Origin of the sequence: uncultured Slackia sp., from assembly GCF_944321625.1 — a bacterium.
In the GTDB taxonomy this organism is placed as follows: Bacteria; Actinomycetota; Coriobacteriia; order Coriobacteriales; family Eggerthellaceae; genus Slackia.
In genome coordinates, this window is the sequence record NZ_CALUMA010000097.1 from 1 (window position 1) to 21,578 (window position 21,578).

Annotated in this window: 13 protein-coding genes and 1 tRNA gene; 2 read left to right on the plus strand and 12 right to left on the minus strand. The window is 60.0% G+C overall.

Annotated elements, in window-relative coordinates; genetic code table 11:
- Positions 1–68 precede the first annotated feature (68 nt).
- The gene (gene nifJ / locus Q0J60_RS08585; RefSeq protein ID WP_294440581.1) at positions 69–3,623 is read right to left on the minus strand and encodes a pyruvate:ferredoxin (flavodoxin) oxidoreductase; all 3,555 of its coding nucleotides are present in this window, start codon (positions 3,621–3,623) and stop codon (positions 69–71) included.
- 353 nt (positions 3,624–3,976) lie between these two features.
- On the opposite strand from nifJ, the gene Q0J60_RS08590 reads away from it, so the two are divergent.
- Both Q0J60_RS08590 and Q0J60_RS08595 read left to right on the plus strand, forming a co-directional pair.
- Positions 3,977–4,402 (plus strand): hypothetical protein, encoded by a 426-nt coding sequence (locus Q0J60_RS08590; RefSeq protein ID WP_294440583.1) that lies wholly within the window; start codon positions 3,977–3,979, stop codon positions 4,400–4,402.
- Positions 4,386–5,057, plus strand: coding sequence for a very short patch repair endonuclease (locus Q0J60_RS08595; protein WP_294440585.1), 672 nt, complete (start codon positions 4,386–4,388; stop codon positions 5,055–5,057). The genes Q0J60_RS08590 and Q0J60_RS08595 overlap by 17 nt, the downstream gene beginning before the upstream one ends.
- 80 nt (positions 5,058–5,137) lie before the next feature.
- Here Q0J60_RS08595 and Q0J60_RS08600 read toward each other — a convergent pair whose 3' ends face one another.
- The 11 genes from Q0J60_RS08600 to Q0J60_RS08650 form a co-directional block, all read right to left on the minus strand.
- A complete protein-coding gene (locus tag Q0J60_RS08600; protein WP_294440587.1) occupies positions 5,138–8,800 on the minus strand; it encodes a UvrD-helicase domain-containing protein in 3,663 nt (1,220 codons plus the stop codon).
- 5 nt (positions 8,801–8,805) lie between these two features.
- Positions 8,806–11,454, minus strand: a complete 2,649-nt coding sequence (locus tag Q0J60_RS08605) for a PD-(D/E)XK nuclease family protein (protein ID WP_294440588.1) — start codon at positions 11,452–11,454, stop codon at positions 8,806–8,808.
- Between the two features lie 158 nt (positions 11,455–11,612).
- Positions 11,613–11,687: transfer RNA gene (locus Q0J60_RS08610), tRNA-Glu, on the minus strand.
- 146 nt (positions 11,688–11,833) lie between these two features.
- A complete protein-coding gene (gene ybaK / locus Q0J60_RS08615; protein WP_294440591.1) occupies positions 11,834–12,307 on the minus strand; it encodes a Cys-tRNA(Pro) deacylase in 474 nt (157 codons plus the stop codon).
- Entirely contained in the window at positions 12,294–13,211 is a 918-nt protein-coding gene (locus Q0J60_RS08620) for a DUF4013 domain-containing protein (protein WP_294440593.1), read from the minus strand. The genes ybaK and Q0J60_RS08620 overlap by 14 nt, the downstream gene beginning before the upstream one ends.
- A 117-nt stretch (positions 13,212–13,328) precedes the next feature.
- Entirely contained in the window at positions 13,329–13,703 is a 375-nt protein-coding gene (gene rplL / locus Q0J60_RS08625; protein WP_294440596.1) for a 50S ribosomal protein L7/L12, read from the minus strand.
- Positions 13,704–13,807: 104 nt separating this feature from the next.
- Positions 13,808–14,329 (minus strand): 50S ribosomal protein L10, encoded by a 522-nt coding sequence (gene rplJ, locus Q0J60_RS08630; RefSeq protein WP_294440597.1) that lies wholly within the window; start codon positions 14,327–14,329, stop codon positions 13,808–13,810.
- A 367-nt stretch (positions 14,330–14,696) separates the two neighbouring features.
- The gene (locus Q0J60_RS08635; RefSeq protein WP_294440598.1) at positions 14,697–16,673 is read right to left on the minus strand and encodes a Tat pathway signal sequence; all 1,977 of its coding nucleotides are present in this window, start codon (positions 16,671–16,673) and stop codon (positions 14,697–14,699) included.
- Positions 16,674–16,813: 140 nt separating this feature from the next.
- On the minus strand, positions 16,814–19,474 hold the full coding sequence (acnA, locus tag Q0J60_RS08640; protein ID WP_294440600.1) for an aconitate hydratase AcnA: 2,661 nt from the start codon (positions 19,472–19,474) through the stop codon (positions 16,814–16,816).
- 50 nt (positions 19,475–19,524) lie between these two features.
- A complete protein-coding gene (locus tag Q0J60_RS08645; RefSeq protein WP_294440603.1) occupies positions 19,525–20,616 on the minus strand; it encodes an isocitrate/isopropylmalate dehydrogenase family protein in 1,092 nt (363 codons plus the stop codon).
- A gap of 175 nt (positions 20,617–20,791) precedes the next feature.
- Positions 20,792–21,397, minus strand: coding sequence for a hypothetical protein (locus Q0J60_RS08650; RefSeq protein ID WP_294440605.1), 606 nt, complete (start codon positions 21,395–21,397; stop codon positions 20,792–20,794).
- Positions 21,398–21,578: the final 181 nt, after the last annotated feature.

Here is a 21,578-nt window from a genome sequence, read left to right on the forward strand (position 1 = left end):
GAGGAGATAGGGGTTCCTAAGGGGGAAGAGGAGGGGAAACCTCCCCTCCTCTTCCCCCTTAGAGAAAGCTATTCTTTGTCGTACATCGCCTTGAGGTCAACCAAGTGCTGGTAACGCTCCATGGCCGCTTCCTCGCTGCGCTCGAAGAGGTTCTCGGCGCGATCGGGGAACTCGCGGGTCAGACGGCTGTAGCGTGCCTCGTTCATCAGGAAGTCGCGGTATCCGCCCGCAGGCTCCTTGGAGTCGAGGATGAACTTCTTGCCGGCCGGCGCCGCAGGATTGAAGCGGTACAGGTTCCAGTAGCCGCAATCAACCGCACGCTTCATCTCATCCTGGCAGTTGGCCATGCCACCCTTGATGGAGTGCATCTCGCAGGGGCTGTAGCCGATGATCAGCGAGGGTCCGGGATAGGCCTCGGCCTCGGCGATGGCCTTGACGGTCTGCGCGGGCTTGGCGCCCATGGCAACCTGCGCCACGTACACATATCCATAAGCCATAGCGATCTCGGCAAGGCTCTTCTTCTTGATATCCTTGCCGGCAGCGGCGAACTGAGCAACCTGGCCGATGTTGGAAGCCTTGGAAGCCTGGCCGCCGGTGTTGGAGTACACCTCGGTATCGAACACGAACACGTTCACATCCTCGCCGGAAGCAAGCACGTGGTCCAGACCGCCGTAACCGATGTCGTAGGCCCAGCCGTCGCCACCGAAGATCCAGACGCTCTTCTTGGTCAGGTATTCCTTGTTATCCAGAATCGCCTGCGCGTTGGCGGCACCTTCTGCGCACTCGCCCGCCGCGATCTTCTCGAGCTCGGCGATATAGGCGGCGGCAGCCGTCTTGCTTGCCTCGGCGTCGGCGCGGGAGTCGAGCCATGCCTGAGCGGCTTCCTTCGCCTCAGCGGGAGCGCCTTCGGCGGCAAGCAGCTTTTCGGTACGAGCGACCAGCGTGTCGCGAACAGCCTCATAGCCCAACAGCATTCCCAGACCGTGCTCGGCGTTGTCTTCGAACAGGGAGTTCGACCAAGCAGGACCATGGCCGTCCTTGTTCACCGTGTAAGGCGAGGTAGCGGCAGGACCGCCCCAAATCGAAGAGCAACCGGTGGCGTTGGCCACATACATGCGGTCGCCGAACAGCTGCGTGACCAGACGCGCATACGCGGTCTCGGCGCAGCCGGCGCAAGCTCCGGAGAACTCGAGCAGAGGCTGCTTGAACTGGCTGCCCTTGACCGTCGCATCCTCGAGCTGCGGCTTGGGAGCAACCTTCTCCACGCAATAGCCGAACGCGGCCTGCTGGGGCAGCTGGCTCTCCGCGGGCGCCATGGAGAGCGAGCCGCTGGGGCACTGACCGATGCACACTTCGCAGCCCATGCAGTCGAGCGGCGAGATGACGAGGGTGTACTGCAAATCGGCCGCGCCCTTGCCCTTGGCGGGAACCAGGATGCACGACTCGGGAGCGGCGGCTGCCTCCTCGGCGGTCAGCGCGAAGGGGCGGATGGTCGCATGCGGGCACACGTACGAGCACTGGTTGCACTGGATGCACTTCTCAGGATCCCACACGGGAACGCTGACGGCAACGCCGCGCTTCTCGTAGGCGGCAGCGCCCTGCTCGAACTGGCCGTCGGCATAGTCCACGAACGCAGACACGGGCAGGCTGTCGCCATTCATGTTGCCCACAGGCTCCATGACCGAACGCACCTGCTTGACAAGCTCGGGGCGACCCTTGAGTTCAACGGCGGCATCCTCGTCGGTGGCGTTAGCCCATTCGGCGGGCACCTCGATGCGGGTATATGCGCTCGCGCCCAAATCGATCGCCTTATGATTGCGATCGACCATCTCCTGGCCCTTCTTCATGTAGGACTTGGTTGCCGCATCCTTCATATATTTGATAGCGTCGTCCTGGGGAATAACGCCCGCCAGCGAGAAGAACGCGGACTGCAGGATGGTATTGGTGCGCTTGCCCATGCCGATCTCGATGGCGAGGTCGATGGCGTTGATGGTGTAGAGCTGGATGTCGTTGGCGGCGATATAGCGCTTTGCCTCGGCGTCCAGATGGTGATCGAGCTCTTCGGGCGTCCACTGGCAGTTAATCATGAACACGCCGCCAGGCTTGACGTCCTGCACCATGCGGAAGCCCTTCGTCACATACGACGGGTTGTGGCACGCCACGAAGTCGGCCTTGTTGATGTAGTAAGCGCTCTTGATGGGGGAATCGCCGAAGCGCAGATGGCTTACGGTAACACCGCCGGTCTTCTTGGAGTCGTACTGGAAGTACGCCTGCACGTATTTGTCGGTGTGGTCGCCGATGATCTTGATGGAGTTCTTGTTGGCGCCCACGGTGCCGTCGCCGCCCAGACCCCAGAACTTGCATTCGATGGTGCCGGCAGCTGCCGTATTGGGGCTTACGGGATCTTCGGGAAGCGACAGGTGGGTCACATCGTCCACGATGCCCACCGTGAACTCGCGCGCAGGCTCGTCCTTCTCAAGCTCCTTGTAGATAGCGAACACCGACGAAGGCGGCGTGTCCTTGGAGCTCAGGCCGTAGCGGCCGCCGCAGACCTTCAGGCCGCTAACGCCTTCCTGCACGAGCGCGTTGACCACGTCCATGTACAGAGGCTCGCCCACACTGCCAGGCTCCTTGGTGCGGTCCATGACCGCGATCTTCTTGACGGTCTTAGGCAGCGCTGCCACGAATTTGTCGGTCACGAAGGGACGGTACAGACGCACCTTCACCAGGCCCACCTTCTCGCCCTGGGCGTTGAGGTAGTCCACGACCTCTTCCACCACATCGCAGAACGAGCCCATGGCCACGATCACACGCTCAGCGTCGGGGGCACCGTAGTAGTTGAACAGCTCGTAGTTGGTGCCCAGCTTGGCATTCACCTGATGCATGTAATCTTCGACCACGGCGGGCAGAGCCGCATAGTGCGTGTTGCACGCCTCGCGGTGCTGGAAGAAGATGTCGCCGTTCTCATGGCTGCCGCGCATAGACGGACGCTCGGGGTTGAGGGCATGGGCGCGGAACGCCTTCACGGCGTCCATGTCGCACATCTCCGCCAGGTCGTTGTAATCCCAGACGGCAATCTTCTGGACCTCATGGGAGGTGCGGAATCCGTCGAAGAAGTTGATGAACGGAACCCCGCCCTTGATGGCGGCGAGATGAGCGACGGCAGAGAGGTCCATAATTTCCTGGACGTTCGTCTCGGCCAGCATCGCGAAACCGGTCTGGCGGCATGCCATGACGTCAGAATGGTCGCCGAAGATGCTCAGCGCATGCGTCGCAACCGTACGGGCGCTCACATGGAACACAGCCGGAAGCATTTCCGCCGCGATCTTGTACATGTTGGGAATCATGAGCAGCAGACCCTGGGATGCCGTATACGTCGTGGTAAGGGCGCCTGCGGCGAGCGAGCCGTGAACCGTACCGGCAGCGCCGCCTTCGGACTGCATCTCGCACACTTTGACAGTGGTGCCGAAGATGTTTTTCTTGCCGTTTGCCGCCCACTGGTCGACAAAGTCGGCCATCGGGCTCGACGGCGTGATCGGATAGATGCCAGCGACCTCGGTGAACGCATAGGAAACATACGCGGCGGCGTTGTTTCCGTCCATGGACTTGAGTTCCCTCGCCATATTTCACTCCTGTTCTTTTATGGCATGCACGATGCGAGCGCAGCACGACGCGCGCCTTCGCATAACCCCCATACTCAGGGCGCAATCGCCCCTTCGGTTGAAACCGGAACGTAGGGCATATTATCAGCAGGACGCGACGCTTTAGGCGGGCAAAGTGCCTTGCGCGCATATCCGTGCGCGCATGCTCGGTGAACGGGCTGCGAAAAGGCAAGCGGCTTGCAGCGCAACCTCGCGTCGTTCACACAAAGCCAGAGGCTTGTCCGGGGAAACGCAAATCCGTTTGTTTCGCGCATAACCGCCCGGCTTGGACCCCAACCGCGCCATTCCGCAGCGAAGGGCTTATAATCGCGCCCATGAAAATCTCGACCGAAAAGCTCCTTCTGGTCGCCGGCATCGTTTGGATTGTGGCGGGCGGCAATATCGCCAACATCGGTGTGGGCGTCATCACGCACGATCACCTCGTGTGGTGGGTGCTCGCGCTCACGTTGGTAGTCTTCATCCTCTTCCACGTGTTCGTGTTCCAGAAGCTTGTGCGCAAGCATGCGGAGCGCATCCGCGGGTTTGAAGAAGACCGCAAACACATCTGGCACTTTTTCGACCGTAAGGGCTATATCATCATGGCAATCATGATGGGTGGCGGCATCGCACTGCGCATGAGCGGCGTGCTGCCCGAATGGTTCATCGCCTTCTTCTATACGGGCCTGGGCTTTGCGCTCACCGTCGCGGGCATCTCGTTCATCATCTCCTATATAAAGGGTTCCCGTGGCAACGCGGAATAACAGCGCGGATGCACCCACGAGTTGGCGCACGAAGCGATTCGACCCCACGAGAACCGCCGCGCTCTGCCGCGCCTGCGCCGAGCGCATGGGTCGCGGCGACAAGCCCATGCCGTATCGCATCAGGAAATCCGGCAGAAAGGGGCCGTGGCACGTTGCCGCACGGAAAGAGCATCGTTCCCTCACGCTTTCTTCCAGCCGATCGACGCGCGCGTTGCTTGCCGCGCCGGCTCGTCCTCTTGCCGCTATACCTCAGGCGGTGCGCAACAGCATGCGGGGCAACAAGGGCAAAGACACCAAGCCCGAGCTGATTGTGCGGCAAAAGCTTCGCGAGGCGGGCCTGGATGGCTATCGACTGCAGTGGAAGGCGCCCGGAAGGCCTGATGTGGCCTGGCCTGGAAAGCGCGTGTGCATCATGATTAACGGGTGCTTCTGGCACCGCTGCCCACACTGCAATCCATCGATGCCCAAGTCGAACCAGGACTACTGGATTCCCAAGTTCAAGCGCAACGTGGAACGGGATGCGCGCAACCTCGAGGCGCTGCAGGCTGATGGCTGGCACGTTCATGTGATCTGGGAATGCGAACTCAAGAAAAAATCGGTCGATCACACGTTTGAAAAGCTTATTCCCCTCCTCAAGGAAGAACTGGGAAAGTAGCCCCACGCGTTATAAAGCTGCTATACGCCTCATGCATATCGACAATTCGATACGCACGAGGCGTCGCTATGATGCACTCCTTATTTCCCGCCGCTTTGTGCGTAAGCGTCAACGATGCGCTTCTCGAGCATAAGAAGGTCGGACGCATCGAAATGGTAGCGGACACATTGGGGCTGACCCGAAGCATCACGGCGTTCCTGCTCCACGCGCACGAACGTCGCGTCCACAGAGCCGTATCCCTGCAAAAGCGTTGCGTAGGCATAGCAGACCGCTTGAAGCTCATGCTTTGTCTCAAGGAGCGAATCGCTCTCATCGGGCGAACCGCCTGTCTTGTAGTCCACGATGCACGCCCGACCCGAGCCCTGCGCGTCGTAAGCGAAAAGGTCGATTGATCCTTCGAGATAGAACGACGCGCCTCCCAGGCTCGCACCCACTTCCACAAAGAACGGGACCTCGGCGCACATGAAGGCGCGCTGGGCCACGTCTGTTGCTATGTCGCTCGCCGCCCATCGGCGCAGGGCCTTTTCCAGGCGGCCTTTTGCGCAGCTTCCCAATCCATGGCGCATGGCAACGCGGTCGATTGCCTGGCCATCAGGCACGACAAGGCGATTGCCCTCCCTGCTCTCCACCATGCGCTGAGCCAGGAGATGGAACGCCGTGCCCACGTCGGTCGCCTTATCCGCATCTGCGGAAAGGCTCGCGCAAAGCGCATCCCAAAACGCATCGTCCTCGTCGCCCTCGCATGCAGCATCCCCTGAAACGGCATCTCCACCATCCGAACGATCGTCTCCTTGGGCAAGTGCGGAATAGCTCGTCACGTCAAGGCGGCTCGACCTCCACGGCCTCTCTTCGAAAGAATCGTCCGCCTCCGCGTCGAGATTGGGGATGGCAAACGGCACTGCAGGCTTTCCATCGGGATGCGCAGCACCCGACGCTTCCCCGCCATCGTCCTCGGTCGCACTCGCCTGAGACGACAGCTCAAGCAAAGCGTCTTCGCCCAGAAAAGAAACGACGTCTTCTTCGGCCGCATCAAGCCTGCTCACCAATGCCAGCGTAGACCCTCCGAAGTCCACCATCGTATCCCCCGAAGCGAAGTCCTCTACGCCGCACAGTGCGCTGCGCACGTCGTCGTAGACGCCGTGATCCGCGCCGGACGTAAAGCCCGACGCCCTGCCTGTCGTGGTCATAGCGAAAACGAGCGCCTCCTTTGCGCGCGTAAGCGCGACATAGAGAAGCCGCCTGCGCTCCTGAGCCTCCTGCTGCTCGGCGTAAGCCCGCATCGCGCAGGCGCGCGTCAGGGGGTCGGAAGCATGCTCGACATCCGCGGGGGACGCACCATCGATGTATTCGGGAAGCACCCCGTATCCTTCCGGGGCCTTCTTGTTCACCCATAGGCCGCCACGGTCAGCAACGGATTTATCGGGCAAAAGCGAGGCATACGCCTTCCCCTCGACCACCTCGCAGGAAAGGCCTCCTCCCCCGCCCTTCTTGCCGCGTTCCATCTCCGCAACCGCCACGATGGGGAATTCAAGTCCTTTGCTCGCGTGTACGGTCATGATGCTCACGAAGTCACCGCCCTTTGCCGAGAGCGCACCCGGAGCCTCCTTGGACAACGCTAGATGCGCCTCGAACGCACGAACGGTTTCCGCGGGACCGAAAGCATTGTCGGATTCGATATCACCCACGAGGCGGATCGCCTTCATCACGTTTCCAGCGATAGACAGCCCCTCTGCCCCCTGCGAATCCAACCGGGCAAGCCAGCCCGAAGCGCGCACGGCATCCTCCATGATGCGTGCCATGGGCACACGACCCGCCTTGGACGCCAGCCCGCGCACCACGCTCACCGCATGCGCCAAGGGAGCACTCACACAAGCGTCGGCATCAACCGCATCTTCCAAGGCAACGAACCCCTCGTACAAGCCTCGTCTCCGCGGCACGCCGCGCTTTTCATCGAGCTTCGTCGACAGCTCGATGAAATCATCGGCCGAAAGAGCGAACATGTCGCTCGCCAAAAGCTCGAAAAGCGCCGCCGTGGCGCGAGGATTAGCGATGACCTGCGCCAACCTGAGCATGATGCCCGTCTCCGGAGCCGAAGCGAACACCGACCCGCCCGCGATGACGCATGCGAACCCTTCCGCCCTCAAAGCATCAGCGTATACGTCGGCGTTGGTCATGCGCCCTAGCAGCACCGCCATGTCTCCCGCTCGATGCCCGGCCTGGCGAAGTTCGGAAAGACGGCGAGCGATGCGCGCCGCCTCTATACGACGAGCCAGGGCGCTGTTCACGCCGCCCCTGCTTGGATGGGTCGTCAGAAGCACGTCGATGCGCCGGCCGCCTTGATACGGATTCTTGACCGGCTCTTTCCTCGAGGCGGCAAGCGACATGAATTCGTCACCGAACACCTGGGGCTGCCCGAAAATGCGGTCCACGAACTTGAGCACGTCACCGTGGCTGCGGAAGTTGTCAGGCAGCGTAATCATGCCCGATGGATTGGCGTTTCGCACTGCGTCGAGCCGACGCTTGTACACCGCCACATCAGCACCTCGGAACCGATAGATGCTCTGCTGGGCATCGCCCACCGTGCACAGGCGACACGCACCCGGCCCCGAAAGCTTTGTGATCATGTCCACCTGAAGCTGATCGGTATCCTGGAATTCGTCCACCATGACAAGCTTGAACTTATCCGCGAACTCCTGCGCTATATCGTCGCGTTCCAACGCCCTTGCCGTCTCGATGAGCAGGTCGTCGTTGTCCATCATGCCCGCATCGCGCTTGCGTCGACAATACCCGTCGAAGGCGCGATGGGAAAGCGCCATCAGCTCGTCCAGAAGAGGCAGCGCAATGAGATGCTTCGCCTCCGTCGCAAGCGCGACGCATGCACCCTGGGCCTCCTTGGCGCGCTCCTTGAATTCCTTTCCGCCAAAACCGGCGGAAGGAAAAGGGCATGCCTCGAAAAGATCGATAAGCGCTTTCGTCCCGACTTCTCCGGATTCGAACGCCGCATCCGCATCCTCGAGGAACGCCTCGGCTTTCTGCAGCCACGCATCGCGCGTCTTGCCGGGCTTTTGCGCCACCGTCAAATCGTGCAGCTCCCGCATCGTCTCCGTCAAGCCCCGCAGGAGCATCCCGGCCGAACGCGCCGGCGGCTGCGCGGCAAAGCAGGAAAAACCCCGAGGACTTGCCACGGCGCAGCGAACCAGGGTGCGCACCATGTCTTCCACCGAAGAGGAGTTGAACGCTTCGCCCGACCTCGCCCTGAACTCCGCGAACAGCGCGTCCGTTCCGCACGGCTCAACGAATTCGTTCGCGCCGGCAAGCGCCTCCTCAATCGCCTCGTCCATGAGGCGATTGGCCTGTGCCTCGTCAAGCACTCCGAACGAAGGGTCGAGTCCCAGCTGCACCGCATGGGAATGAAGGATGCGTGAGCACATTCCGTGGATGGTCGAAATCCACGCTGCGTCGACTTTGAGCGCCTCCGATGCCATGCCCTCGGCGCGCAGAACGCTCTTCACGCGAGCCTTGATCTCGCCCGCTGCCTTCTCGGTGAAGGTGATTGCAAGCACCTCATCGATGCCGTTCAAAAAGCTGTCGTCGTTTTGAGCGGACCCTTCCATGAGCGCCCAGGCAATACGCTGGGTGAGCGTGAACGTCTTGCCGCTTCCCGCCCCCGCCGACACGGCAACGGGCGCATCGAGCGTCGTCACGCAGGCAAGCTGTCCTGGTTTGAACGTACTGAAATCCATACCGTCTATCCTCGTCGTTGCGGACAAGATATTTCGGGACACCACGAGCATGCCCCCTTGCGTGCAGGGCAGGGGGCGATATCGCCGGAAAGAAGCCTATCCAGGGCCTCGGCGACACGCTGCTCGGTAGAATCGAGCAGATCCGACAAAGGGCCGTGCGTAAACGTGCACGCCTGTGCCTTGACGCCCGGCACGTGAAGCGGCTCGAGGCGCATGTCAATAGCGCCCGACACCTTTGCAGCGCGGCCATAGCTCACATAGATGGCGCCCAGCACGTCAAGGCCAAGAAGCCGGCGCACCGCCTGCGCATAGATAAGCGCCTGCACTTTGCCACCGCGCTCTTCCCCCTGCGCGTCGTACAAGTCATAATCGTCCGAGAGCGTGCTCTTGTAATCGATGATCACCGCATGGCCTGAATCATCCACGTCGATGCGGTCGATAGCGCCTATGAGCTTGTATCCGGCATAATCGACAGCCCCCGTCACCGGTATTTCATACTCGAAATGAGCCGGACGGAAGCCGGGCAGCAAGCATGCCTCGCGGTCGAGATATGACAAAAGGCGCGATGCGAGCTCCTGAACCTGTCGACGCTCCAGCTCGTTCGTCGGCACCAGTCGATTGCTGGACGGCGCGCGCTCCGCCTGCTCGGAGACGAGCGCATCGATGACCTCGCGCATGATCGCGCGCGCACGCGGCAAAAGCTCAACGGTGACCTTGGGAGCGGCCTCATCTTGAAAGCGCCGATAGAACCGTTCTAGCGCACAATGGGAGAAATCGCCCATCTCCACAGCGCCAAACCCCTCATCGAGCTCATCCAGACGCAGCCGTCGCGACGAAAACCATTTCTGCGGGCATTCGAGATAGCTTTCGATCTGCGAGGCGGAGAAGCACGGAGCGTCAAGCACACCGCCCTTAGGAAGAAGGCGCGGCAAGACAAGCTGTGGTAAAGAGCGTTGCTCGACGCGTCCGATTGAAGGCTTTTCGTCCAAAAGGGTCGTCGGCTGACTCCCGTGCGCAACGGCGCTGTTTTCATATAAGCTTTCCTCACCGCGCTCCACGATTGAATCAAAGAAACATTTAGGAAGCGAATAGCGGTTATCCACTTCGTCGGCGTCGGTCGGGTCATCCCTATAAAGGTCGACGAATTCTTCCACGACAGCAGCGGGATACGTCGCCGCCGCATCCACATTGTTCAGGCAGCGCTCGATGACAAGCGTGTGTTTGGGCAGCATCACGACCGAAGCAAACAGACGCCGCGCGTCATTGAGGGAAGAACGAACGACGCCGATGCCCACCGCCTCGACAAGCGCCGTCGCTGCATCCGAATGCTCTTTCAGCGGATAGGCGTCGCTTGTCATGTCGCACATAACAACGCCCCCGCACGACTCAGGTCCCAGCAATGCCGCTTGACGCTGCCCCATGATACGCACCTGCGGATTTCCAGTTCCCATGGCTCGCGAAGAAGGCACCTTCGCTCCTTCGAGCGCGGCAAAGCACGTATCCATGCCGACGCCCAGGAGACGCGCGTCTTCCGTCAGAGAACGAAATGCGCCAAGCGCCGCAAGCTGCTCGGCGCGATACGCCTCGCTGACGTTTGCCATAGAACGCATGCGATCTTCGAACACGCCCGCAAGAATGCTCGCATCGGGCGAGGAGATAAGCTCTTCAAAGTAATCGAAGGCGGAGCATGCGGAGCGCACGTATTCGACACACGCCTCCTGAGTGACCAGACGATCGGCGCGAGCCCATGCATCAAACGCATACGCCACATCGCTCGATACGCCCGAAAACGGATTCAAAAGAAAGTCGGTGCAGCACGCAACGTTATTTTCGGTAGCCACAATGTCGCGCACGTGCAGAACGGCTTTGCCGAAATCTGTCGCAGCAAACGGCACGCTTCCTTCGAAAGCTACCGAAAGAGATCTCCAAGCCGCAGGCGCGGCGATCGATTCGTATACAGAAAGGGGGTCACGCGCCGTAATAATCACGCCGCTGTCGGAGCAGTTTTCCCGAAGCATGTCTTCCACCAGGTCGCACAGAAGCAACGGCTGAGCGTAGAAGCCGGCGGGAAACGCAAAACGGATGCGAACGCCCTCCTTTGCAGGAGCAACCTGTGCAGCACCATCTGTTTTCAGCATGATTTCGGACTGCGATTCGCAGAATGCGACCAATGAGGCAGGCGCGTCCATGGCGACAACACGTACCTGCGTCGGACGAAAGATTACGTTTTGCTTTGAAAGCTCGCCCCATGCCCTTCCGGGGTCGACCAGGTTTGCCGCCCCAAGGACGCTCTCGTATGCGCGCATGGCCGAGAGCAGCGGACCGAACGATTCCTCGAGATTGAGCCTGCCATCAAGGGCGTCATCGAGTTCGCGCGTGCCAAGACCCTCATTCGCCAAACGCATAAGCATGGCAGCCATGCCCGATGACGAAGAAAGCTGAGGTATTTCATCCAGCGCCTTGAAGAGGCCGAGCGAACGTTGGGATTTCGATGCGATGGAGCGTTCGTCGCCCCACACGTCCCACAGCTCGGCGAGCCACGACGCAGGGGTTGTCACTGTTGCGCCGAAAGACAATGCGTCTCGCCGTTTTGCCGCATGCTTTCGAAACGACTCGACCGCCGCCTGCCCCGGCATCAGAATTACATGATCCACGCTGCCTCCTTGATGTCATTCGAATCTATTGTAGCGCAGATTGCTCGGAGCTTCCCGGAAAACAAACATTTGTTCTTATGAAGAGCGAATCGGCCATGTCGTTATCGGAGCCTGAAAACAAAAAAAGCGAGCCCCTTCGAGTTCGCCCTAAATTCAAATGGTGCCCCCAACGGGAATCGAACCCGTGTCTCAGCCTTGAAAGGGCCGCGTCCTGACCTCTAGACTATGGGGACATATAAAAAGCAGCCCGCACATTATGGCAAAGCTTCAGCATCAATGCAAGAAGTATTTTGATTTTCTTTCAGCTTGCGCTCAATTCCCATGGGACGCACCCTATCGACCGATGCTCGAACGCCCCCATAATCACCGAGCGCAACACCTACGCCGTCAAATCGCCCACCTTGGCATCTACCGTTCTGATCAAGTCGTCCACATCAAGTTCGAGCTGGCACCCGATACGCCCTCCCGAGCACATAATCCGATCGAAGAGCGTCGCCGTCTCGTCGATGCAGGTCACGAATTTTTTCTTCATGCCGATGGGGCTGCACCCTCCGTGCACGTATCCCGTCAGGGGCAGCAGCTCCTTGGATTTCACCATCGCCACGCTTTTCTCGCCTACGACGGCGGCAGCCTTCTTAAGATTAAGCTCACAGGCTACGGGAATCATGAACACGTAATGCTCGCCGCTTTTGCCCACGGTGACGAGCGTCTTGAACACGCAATCGGGGTCTTGTCCCAATGTACGCGCCACTTCAACCCCTGAAAGAGCGAGGTCGTCATTGTAGAAACGACACGTATACGCGACGCCGTGGGCGTCGAGCAGGCGCATGGCGTTCGTCTTATCTTCCCGCATCGGCCATTCCCCTGCCCATTCTTTCGCATGGCAAAGGATCGTCCTGAGACCCCCATGCGGCAACATCAAAATCCGCCGTCCAATATCCCAGCGATCGGCACACGAACAGCTGAACGAGGACTGACGAGAAAAACGTCAGGTAAGCAACGCAGAGCGCCAAGAACACCGCCGCAATCGTGCCGATGGCGGTGACCCCTCCGATAGCCGAACCGTACGACCCCGAATAATCGATGGTTCCCGCCACGAACATCGACACGAACACGCCCACGAACAGCACGACGCACCACACGATGGCGATGACGAATCCGACCGCGAAGGAGGCAAGCAACTGGCCGAGGAAGATTTTGAACAGGCCGGACGGGTTTTTCCGAATCATGGCCCATGCTCGAGAAAACTGGAACCCCGACGAAAGCGTGCCGTAGATGCTCATGCGCATCGAGCCGACCCAGATGAAGAATTGCACGCCAAACAGAAGGACAACACAAGCGAGAAACAATCCGAATACGCCGACAAGGGAAGGAATCGCCAGCGCAGAAAGGAACGACACCGCCTGGTCAGGCAGGATATGCGCGAAAACCGACGACACCCCGACCGACGCGAACCCGAAGGCCCAGAGGAATACGAACGCGCCGATCGACACCACCACCGTAAGAACAACCGAAATCACAACGGCGAACAAACCGCGTTTGTACAGCATGCCGTCCTCGTTGCCAAAGATGCGCGCAGGAAGCGGGTTATCCATGCGCCAGGCCGCATCGCGCGCCCACCCGTACAGATACCCCGACACCACGATGGCGCCGAATATGGGAATCATGGCGATGAGCCCTAAAAGCCCTAGCTTTGCGAACCAGTGTTTCGTTGACTTTACACAGCGCCACGTACGCGCCAGATACCCACGTTCCATGCCGACCACCTATCGTTGCAGCGTCCGTATTTGTGCCACTATACGCGAAAAAGGGCCGAGGCGTCTGCCCCGACCCTTTTTGCGTTACGCAACGGTAAAAAGCACGTTGAGCATGTGTTACTTCAGGGTAACAGCAGCACCGGCCTCTTCCAGCTTGGTCTTGATTTCCTCGGCCTTGTCCTTGGCAACACCCTCCTGGACGGGCTTGGGAGCGCCCTCGACCAGCTCCTTGGCCTCCTTCAGGCCCAGGCCGGTGATCTCGCGGACAACCTTGATGACGGCGATCTTGTTGTCGCCGAAGCCCTCGAGCACGACGTCGAACTCGGTCTTCTCCTCGGCGGCCTCAGCCGGAGCAGCGGCAACAGCCACGGCAGCAGGAGCGTCGGCGGAAACGCCGAAGGTCTCGCAGATGGCGTCGACGAGCTCGGAAGCCTCGAGCAGGGTCATTTCCTTAAGGGCATCAATGATCTCTTCAGTGGTCAGTTTGGCCATTGTTCTTTCCTTCCTTGGTTCCCTGAATCGTTCAGGGAGGTTTTCATTGTCAGGCGGCGCGCATCGGCGCGCCTATGCCGCACGCTTGCACGCGCGACGAAATGCTAGGCAGCGGGCTTCTGCTCCGCAACCTGCTTGAGCGCGCGAGCCATACCGGCCGGCACACCGTTGATAGAGACGGCGATACGGCGGGCAAAGCCATTGATGAGGCCAGCCAGCTGACCGTACAGCTGCTCGCGAGACGGCAGAGACGCGATGGCCTCGACCTGAGCTGCATCGTACACGGTGCCTTCCATGACACCGCCCTTGATGACCAGCTTGTCGTTCTTGGCGGCGAATTCCTTCACGGCCTTCGCGGAAGCGACCGGATCACCTTCGGCGAAGATGAAAGCGGACGGACCGGAGAGCACATCACCCATCGAGGGCAGACCGGCGTTCTCCATGGCCAGACGCATCAGGGTGTTCTTGTACACGCCCATGACAGCGTCGGACTCGCGCAGGCTGCGACGCAGCGCCTCGGACTCCTTCACCGTGAGGCCGCGGTAATCGACGACCCACATGGCGGTAATGCCCTCCAGCTGCTCTGCGATCTTCGCAACGTTTTCGACATTCTGCTTGTTCGGCATAACGATTCACCTCCTTTTCGATCTGCTCGAACGCTCCGCCACGATGATGGTGGGCCGTTTTCGCAGAACGAAAAGAGGCCCCCGGTCGAAGACGCGGGGGCCGCACAATCGTATTGGCGATCCACCTCGGCTGGCCGCTTTCGCGATTAAACCTTAACGGTGCCTGCTGTCTTCGGCAGCGGAACTATATGTATCCAGTGCGCCCATTCAGACGCAAGGAGATATTGTAGCGGCTTAAATCCTTACGTCAAGAGACAATATTTCCTCAAGAGCCCTCTCTCCTCGCCTCCTCCATGAAAGAACGAAAGAGGGCCCCGGCGAGAGCGATTCCCGCCGGGGCCCGTAGAGCATAGAGGAAGCATCCAAATTATGCAGCCTGCTCCTGGGTGTCGGAAGCGGGCTGCTCGCCCTGAGCGGCCGACTCGCCCTCCGCAGCATCGCCGGATGCAGTGGAGGCATCGCCCGCTTCAGCATCCGAGGTGCCTGCATCGCCGGAGTCGCCGGTTGCGCCGCCTTCGGCGGAATCGGTTGCCGACTCGCCCGAGAACCCCTGGACGGCACACAGCGGATCGCCCTCGGAGAACTCGATGGTGATGGTGTCGCCCACGCCGTAAGCCACGATCTCCACCATACCGGGCAGCGCGAAGTCGAAGATGCGCGAGTCGCCCTCAAGCGTCACGTAGAAGTGCGAATTGCCATCGACCACGGCCTGCGCCACCGTGGCGATCACGCCCGTCGTAGACGCCGCGCCCTCAGCAGAGCCCTCGCCCGAGCTCGTTGCGCCGCTCGCACCGATCATGGAGATGTAGGACTTCTGGGTCTCCTCCACCGAATCGCCCACCGCGACGTTCTGATAGCTCTCGATGTCCACCATCGCGTACATCTTCACCAGGCCGGCACCGTCTTTAAGCGCCATGAAGTACGTGGGACGGTCGTTCACATTGATGAGGATAGGGAACGTGGAGGTGTAGCGCATCTGCTGCACCTGGCCCTCGGCCGATGCCATGGCCGAAGTCTCGGTGGCGCCGGAAACCGAATAGAAGTTGCTCTGGCCGGTGCGCTGGTTCATGAGCACGAAGCCCACGATGGAATCGTCGCCGGTGGCCGACGTAACGCCGGTGTACACCCACACGTCGTCGTCCTTCGCGATGTAGTTGTAACCCAGCTGGCCATCGTTGCCGGGCGTGGTGCGCACGACGCCGTTCTGGCCGAGCCAGCTGTTGATCCAGCCGTTGGCGTAGGCGCCCGACCAGTTGTACTGTTTGATGAGCAGGTCGGCCGGATACACGTGGTCAACCCAGTTGGGAACCTCGGACACGGCCACGTCCTGGCACTCGCCGGTCGCGGCGTTCACCATGACCGCGCGACTGATGGTCTCGCCGCCGAACAGGCCGATCGTGAAGTCGCGCACAGGGCAGATCCACCACGCGTTGCCTTCGTCGTCAATTTCGAACGATTTCTCACCGAACATATAGAAGGGGTACTTGAGCTGCACATAGCGGTCGATGTTGCGCGCCAGGGGCTCGCTCTCGGAGTACTTGATGGTCTTGCCCTCTTCGAGGCGCACCACCTGGGCGTCCTGCGTGGTCATGTCCACGATGACGTAGGCCGGGATGCCCTGTTCGCGGTTCTGCAGCCACTTGAACAGATCGGCGTAGCCCAGGGGGCTCACACGCACCGGATGGTTCTGGTAGTTGATCTGGCTGTACAGGGGCGAGATCTCGAACTGGCTGACCAGGTCGGACATCGTGCCCATCGTGCGGTTGCCCAGAAGCACGGCAGAGTCACGGTCGATGACGGGAATCTCGTTGTAGTCGACCTGCTGGATGTCGTCGGCGAACGTCGAATCCTGGGTCTGCAGCACGTTGGCGTACTTCGAGGCGTTGCCCGGGAAGAACGTCGTCGAAAGCAGCGCGCCCACCAGCACAAGCGCGAACACCGCCACGGGAATAAACGACAGGAACTTGAAGGCCTTAGCCTTGCCCGCGTTCGGGCTCACCTTGTCGGTGCCGTTCTTATAGGCGCGATGGCGCATGCGGAAGATGAGGAACGTGGGCAGCAGGACGAACACGGTGACAAACGCCCACGTATCAGTGCTGTGGATGTTGATGGGCGGATGGAACCACCAGTACGCCACCGCCAGCACGAGAATCGCCACGATGATGCTGACGATGATGGCCTTTCTCCCCATATTGGAGAACTTGTCTTTGATCTGGCGATACTCTTCCGTCGACTTGAAATCGACGTGAGGCATCTGCTGCCCAGGGCCTTGACCCGAATCGCCACCCACGCCGAACGGATCACCGCCCAGGATGGTGAAAAACGGATTTTGGTTGCCTGACATGCGTTTCCTTTCTCTTCGTGCAGCTGCTGATCACTTCGCGCTCAGCAGCGTGTCGCGAGGACAAGCCTCGCTCCCAGTTTGGGACTAAACAGGACATTAAGTCCTGTTTACCCTTTCTCTTCGTGCAGCTGCTGACCGCTTTAGGCATTCGCCGCAAGCTGTCGCAGCACGTACTGCAGAATACCCCCGTGCGCCATGTAAGCGCCCTCGGTGGGCGTATCAACCCTCACTATAGCGTTAAACTCCTTCTTCGAGCCATCTTGTTGCGTAGCCGATACCCTTACGACGCGAGGTTGCGGCAGACGCGGCTCTCCCGACCCGAAATCGATGGGCTCAATCGAGAAAAGCTCGGTGCCGTCAAGCCCCAGCGATTCCACGCTCTGGCCCTCTTCGAATTGGAGCGGCAGAATACCCATGCCCACAAGATTCGAACGGTGGATGCGCTCGAAGCTCTCGGCAAGAACGGCACGCACGCCCAGCAGCAGCGGGGCCTTCGCCGCCCAGTCGCGCGACGAGCCGCTTCCGTACATCTTGCCGGCAAGCACCACGAGAGGGACGTTCGCCTCGTCATATGCGCAAGAAGCGTCGAAGATGGGTTCGACCTTGCCGTCAATGAAATTCCGCGTCCAGCCGCCGCTCTTGCCGTCGGCAAGCAGGTTCTTGAGCTTAACGTTGCCGAATCCTCCGCGGGCCATCACCTCGTGATTGCCTCGGCGGCTTCCGTAGGTGTTGAACATGGCGGGCTCGATGCCGCGCTCCTCCAGATAGCGCGCGGCGGGACTGTCGGCGGGAATGCTTCCTGCCGGAGAAATGTGGTCCGTCGTTATGAAGTCTCGCACGTTCACCAGAACGCGCGCATTCTCAACCGGCTTGAATCCCGGCGCATCTTCGGCCATCCCGTCAAAATAGGGAGCACGGCGTACGTATGTCGAATCCTCATCCCAGGCGAACAGAGCGCTCGGCTCCACTTCGAGGCTTCTCCACGCTTCAGTTCCGTCGTAAAGCCCGCGGCCGCCTTCCTCGAATAGCTCTTTGGTGGTATAGCCTTCCAGCAAACGCTGAACCTCGTCATCGGAAGGCCAGATATCGCGCAGGTAGACATCCGCACCCGTTTCGTCTTTGCCCAAAGGCTCCTGTTCGAAGTCGAAGTCAAGCGTGCCCGCAATGGCGTACGCTATGACGAGCGCCGGAGCGCACAGGAAGTTCTGCGCCACGTCGGGCGAGATGCGACCCTCGAAATTCCTGTTGCCCGACAGAACGCTCGCAAGCTCGATATCGCCGGCAATCTCATGCATCTGCGGCCACACGGGGCCCGAATTGCCAATGCAGCTCATGCAGCCGAATCCGCAGGTCGAAAAGCCGAGTTCAGCTAGAGGCTCGGCAAGCCCCGCACGCTCGAGCATCAGCTGCGTCGCATGACTTCCCGGCGCCATCACGCGCTTGACCCACGGTTTGGCGGAAAGGCCGCGCTCGCGAGCGTATTTCGCAACCAGGCCGCATGCGAGCATCATGGCGGGATCGGTAGCGGTGGTGCAGCTCGTCACTGCTGCGATAGCAATCGCCCCATGCGTGAGGTCGTACGGCTTGCCATCGAATTCGACGGATGCAGAAGCTGCGGCATCGAGCCCGCGCTCCGCGCAGATTTCGCCGAAACGACGCTTCGCGTCCACAAAATCAAACCCGTCATGCGGCCTGCTCGGACCCGCAAGGGTGGGCGCAACAGTGGCCAGATCGAGCTCGATAACCTCCGAATACACGCGTTCCGCGTCATCAAGCCACATGCCCTGGGCGCGTGCGAACGCCTCGACCAGCGCCGCCTGATGGCCGGAGCGCCCCGTGAGACGCAAGTATTCAATCGTCTTGTCATCAACGGGGAATAACGTGCACGTGCATCCGTATTCCGGAGTCATGTTTGCGATGCAGGCACGCTGCGTCGCCGAGAGCGTACGCACGCCCTCGCCGAAGCATTCGACGAACGCGCCGACAACGCCTTTGGCGCGCAGCATCTGAGCGAAGCGCAGGGCCACATCCATAGCCGAAACGCCCTCGCACAATTCGCCGGTCAGGCGCACGCCCACAACGCGGGGCACAAGGGTGGTGATGGGCTGGCCCAGGCAGGCCGCCTCGGCCTCGATGCCGCCAACGCCCCACGACAGCACGCCGATTCCGTTTGCCGTGGTGGTATGGCTGTCCGTTCCCACCACCGTATCGAAATAGGCGACGGTCGATCCGTCGGGCTGCTCGCTTGTCATCGTGCAGGTAGCGAAACGCTCTACATTGATTTGATGGCAGATGCCCGACCCAGGAGGCACGATGCGCACGTTCTCAAACGAATCCTGAGCCCATTTCAAAAAGCGATAGCGCTCGCCATTTCGTGCAAACTCCATCTCCATGTTGCGCTCAAGCGCCTCCGGGCAGCATGCCACGTCGGCGATGACGGAATGGTCAATGACCAAATCGAGCGGGATACGCGGATTGATGCGCGCCGGATCGGCACCCAGCTTCTGCGCCGCCTCGCGCATCGCGGCAAGATCGACGAAAACCGGCACGCCGGTAAAATCCTGCAGCAGCACACGGGCCGGCATGTATTCGATTTCGCCTCCCTGCGCGCCAGAAAGGCCCGCCTCCAGAAGGCGCTGGACATAGGCATTGCGTGCATCTTCATCGCTCACGGTTCTAAGAATGTTCTCGAGAAGAATGCGCAGCGAATACGGCAACTTCTCCGCCCCTTCGACGGCGGACGTCGGATAGATGGTATATGACGACCCATCGACGAGGAGGGTTTCACGTTCATCGGCCATAGATTTATTCCTCACACTTCTCCGGCAAAACCGGTATGACAGGGCCTCTTTTACGAAAGCGCCGCGACCAAAGCATCGGTGAATTCGGTGCAGCTGCAGGCGGGAGCGCTGCTGCGCGTGGCCTTGCGAATATCTCCCGTGATGAAACGCCCCTCGGCATAGACCTTGCGCACTGCTTCGCGAATCCTGCGTGCGGCGTCGTCTTCGCCCAAATAATCAAGCATCATCGCAGCCGAAAGAATCTCTGCCGTGGGATTGCATAGGTCTTTTCCGGCAATATCAGGAGCGCTGCCGTGCACCGCTTCGAAAATTGCGTAATCCTTACCGATGTTCGCACCGGGAGCGATACCCAGGCCTCCCACCAAACCGGCGCAAAGGTCGCTTGCTATATCGCCGTAGAGATTGGGGAACACAATGACGTCGAACTGCGCTGGATCGATGACAACGTTCATGCAGAACGCATCCACAATGCGGTCGTCGAAGTCGATGCGTCCGGCGTATTCTGCGGCTACATCGCGCGCGACCTGGAGAAACAGACCGTCTGAATGCTTCATGATATTGGCCTTATGCACGGCAGTCACCTTATGGCGGCCATGCATCAACGCATACTCAAACGCATAACGCACGATGCGCTCGGTCGCCGTTACCGAAATAGGCTTGATGGAGATACCGGAATCGGGGCGAATGTGACCAGCGCCCTGCTCTTCGCAGAACGAAATCAAGCCGCGAGCGCCATCCGAATCCTTAGGAAACTCGATGCCAGCGTACAAGTCCTCGGTGTTCTCTCTGATGACAACAAGATCGACATCCTCATATCGCCCGCCCGCACCGGGAATGGAGAGAACGGGGCGAACGCACGCATATAAATCGAGCGTCTTTCGCAAGGCTACGTTCACGCTGCGGAATCCCGTGCCCACGGGAGTGGTGATGGGGCCCTTGATAGCAACCTTATTGCGGCGAACGGATTCCAGCGTCTCTTCAGGCAAAGGAGAGCCGCCTGTCCGCTCCATGACGGCGGCGCCAGCGTCCGCCACCTCCCATGCGATATCAACTCCGGCGGCCTCAACAACGCGACGCATCGAGGCTGTTGTCTCAAGCCCGATTCCATCGCCGGGAATCAGCGTTACCGTATGCCTTGTCATATTGTGCTCCAATCTGTGCGAGTCGCATCCCTGCGAGTCGGTCGAAGTCCGAACATGTCCGAGCATCATACCATGCAAGCACAAAGAGCTCGCAAACAGCGCGAGGAATTCCGCATACGGAAACATGCAAAGAAGAGCGACAAAGAAAAAGGGCCACACAGGCGGCCCAAACAGCTTAGGAAAGAATATCGACGATTTGCTGCGATCGCTTTTTGAGCGCACCCTTACCGCTGCTAGCATCAAACGACATACGGTCCTTGAGCGACTCTTTAACGCTTGGATCGAGCTTGCCCTCGGCAAAGCTTGTCACGGCTGAAAGCATATCCTGGTATTCGAAATCACCGTGGTAGCACTGGATGGCTTCATCGATCAGCGGCCACGTCTTGAGGCTTCGCGCCTGCGTGGTTGCCCCGATGGCGCACAGGAATCGCATGGCGGCAAGATGAAGAGGCCCGGACCCCTCATCGAACAACGCGCTCTCAGCCCCAGGAATAGCCTTCTCACACGCACGGGAATCCAAAGGAATGAGCGCCGTAAGCACATCGAGGCATTCCCAGCGAGTCTGCGATTCAGGACGATTGAGCGCATCCACGAAAGAATCGACATGCTCGACCAGCAGCTCAGGATTGCGCGAGGCCACAATAGAGAAAACAGCAGCAGCGTTTTGACGTGTTCTGCGAGAAGCACCTTCAAGGCTCAGAATCATTTCACCGAGAACATGCGAATCGGCCTCGACCAATTCGGCGATTTTCATGCGCTGCTCTTTGGCGTTTTCCACCATGCTAAGCCCCCTATAAAAAAACCTGCGGGATGCGCAGGATCAAACGGCAAACCAAATGTATCAACGTAATGATACCGCGTTAATAGCAATGAAAATATGCGAGAAGGAAAAATCGCGTAAGCAACAAAAAGGGCCGCCCGAAGGCGGCCCCTGCGCCCCCCGTCGGGGAGCGCCCCTCGCG